Below are 2,382 nucleotides of genomic sequence, written 5' to 3'. Positions count from 1 at the left end.
AAATACAATACAAGAATATAAAATAGACAATACATACTCTTGGCTTGACATAGGTATGTTTGCTAAATACAAAAGAAAAATGATATGCTATGATATTCAAAAATATAAAGAATTACAAGAAAAAAGAGGCTACTAATGTATGAAAAACAAGCCAAATATATGAAACTTTATAAATATGCTAGAATGTGCTGGGCTAGTTATTCTACAGGTTTAAATGAGGGTATGTTTGGAAAAGAAGATAAAAAATGGGGGTTGAAAAATCAAACACAATATTATACAAAACAGGATATAGAAATGTTAAAAGAAAATAACATTAATTCTCCCACATACTTCCAAGCCATAACCCAAAGTTCTATGCTTGTGTTTGATACTTATAATATTAGTTTTGATGAAGATAATGCTAATGAATTTATAAATCGCTATGAAGTATTAGCCTTTATTCAAGATGATGATACAAGCTTTTCTGCTACGCTTTTTAAAGATACTAAAGATAATGAATTAATTCTTGCATTTAGAGGTATAGATATTTTTCAATTTAGTTTTTCTTTTTGGGATAGTATAAAAGCCGGTGCACAAATTTTCAGATCTCAAGTTCCTCTGGAATATTATTTGCAATTATTAAAATTTTACGATGATAAAGTCAGGCATTTTTTAGGTAATGATAAACTTATTGTTACTGGACATTGTTTTGGTGGATATTTGGCACAGCTTTTTGTTTTGTCTTTTCCACAAAGTGTTAAAGCTTTATACACCTATAATGCCATGGGAGTATATGAAAATGAATATACAAAATATACAAATTATATAGGAAATAAATTTGATGATGGAATTGAAATTTTGGGATACAATTTTAATATCTTTGATGCTAATCTAAAAAATATTAAGCTGATTCCAATAACACAAGAGCTTAAAAATAATATTATTTTAAAAGATAATTCTATAGCTTTTAAGGAAGATACTCCTTATGAGGTTAAAGAATTGTTTCCCAACAATATAAAGAGTCAAAAAAATACAACTCAGCTTTATTTACAAATACAAAACGCTCCTTTGGATTTTAGTGTGATATTCAAAGAATTAGATTATAATAGCGTTTATACACTAACTCCAATCCAAGCGCGAGGATTTAAAAACTTAATAGAAAATTTATTAAAAGGGAATGAAGAATTTTCAAAGCTGCTAAATGCAGAAATTTACAAAATATACACCATTGATTTAGATGACTCTGAAGAAATATTTCAAAAGTTTGGAACGCATATAAAGCCTAATGAAATTATAGCTTTGAAATTAGATTATTTTAAGTTGCAACTTAATTTTAAATTTGATGGTTCAAAAAAATCTGCAGAAAGTGTTTTTGGTTTTGCTAAAAAAGCCACTATTTTAAAATGGATTCTTGTTTTAATTTCTATAGAAGATATATGTGAAGAATTGTTAAAACAATCTAGAATTAAAGATGATGAGCCGTCATTACATTTTTTTTATGGATGGGAAGAATTTTTTAGAGATTTTCAGGGATATTAATGTTAAATACTTTTCTTTATGAACTAAACTATCATCATACGAAAAAAACAAAAAGTCTTGTTAGTGCTATTTTTAATCTAATGCAAAAAGATAAGAATTTTTATATAAAACATTTAGATTTAAAAGATATAGATGAGATTAATATCGAATCTGATATTTCACTTTTAAGAGCTCTTTATGTTTGCAAAGAATATGTATTTTATAAAGAAAATAATGAAACTTTTTTAAATAGCAGTGTTATAGGCTATAATTCTACTTTCACAAAAATCTTCATCCTAGATAAAGAAAAGCTCAATGATACCTATCTTGATGCTAGAAAAAGGCTTTATAAATCTATCAATACTTTAAAAGAAAAAAGAAATGAAAAAATAAAAGATATCCAAGCCTATTTAGATAAAGAAATTTCCTTACAAGATAATCTAAATAATCAAAGCTTTAATACTAAGGAAAATGATGTTAATTTAATTTTAAACGAAGTATTTAACATAGAGCAATTTTATGATAAAAATACCAATACCATAGTATTAAAGACAAATAATATAAAAATCATATTCTTAGATAAAGTAAATTTACAAGATTTGCAAGATAATTCTAACAATACTTCTTTCATCTCTATGTCAAATTTGATCCATATTTATGATAATCATTGTGATATTTTTGCAAAAGATAGAAGTGTTTTGGATATAAAGGACATAGAAGAAAAATATCAAATAGATTTTAAAAGTTTAGATATAAAAATCTTCCTAAACTCCACTCTCCTTACAGGCTCAAATGAACTTCCTAACAATCCTTTTTACTTTGGAGAATTAGATCAAGATAATACTATAAAACAAGATACACCTAGTTATTATTTTTCTCCTAAAG

2 protein-coding genes are annotated in these 2,382 nt (G+C 25.4%); both read left to right on the top strand.

Translation table 11 applies throughout. The annotated features are described in order from the left end of the window. Positions 1–135: 135 nt before the first annotated feature. Positions 136–1,518, top strand: a complete 1,383-nt coding sequence (locus KAR67_RS09315; RefSeq protein ID WP_002834818.1) for a hypothetical protein — start codon at positions 136–138, stop codon at positions 1,516–1,518. Next, positions 1,518–2,382: hypothetical protein (locus KAR67_RS09760; protein ID WP_225982078.1), on the top strand; the 865-nt coding region annotated here is incomplete at its 3' end. The genes KAR67_RS09315 and KAR67_RS09760, both read left to right, overlap by 1 nt.

It is taken from the genome of Campylobacter sp. JH32 (genome assembly GCF_017846535.1).
GTDB lineage: Bacteria > Campylobacterota > Campylobacteria > Campylobacterales > Campylobacteraceae > Campylobacter_D > Campylobacter_D coli.
Note: the sequence above shows the minus strand (reverse complement) of the source record. Positions and strands in the feature narration are given on the sequence as shown.

Bases quoted from the DNA above. Each gene is read 5' to 3' on its own strand.
- KAR67_RS09315 (WP_002834818.1), top strand. From the start codon at position 136: ATGTATGAAAAACAAGCCAAATATATGAAACTTTATAAATATGCTAGA.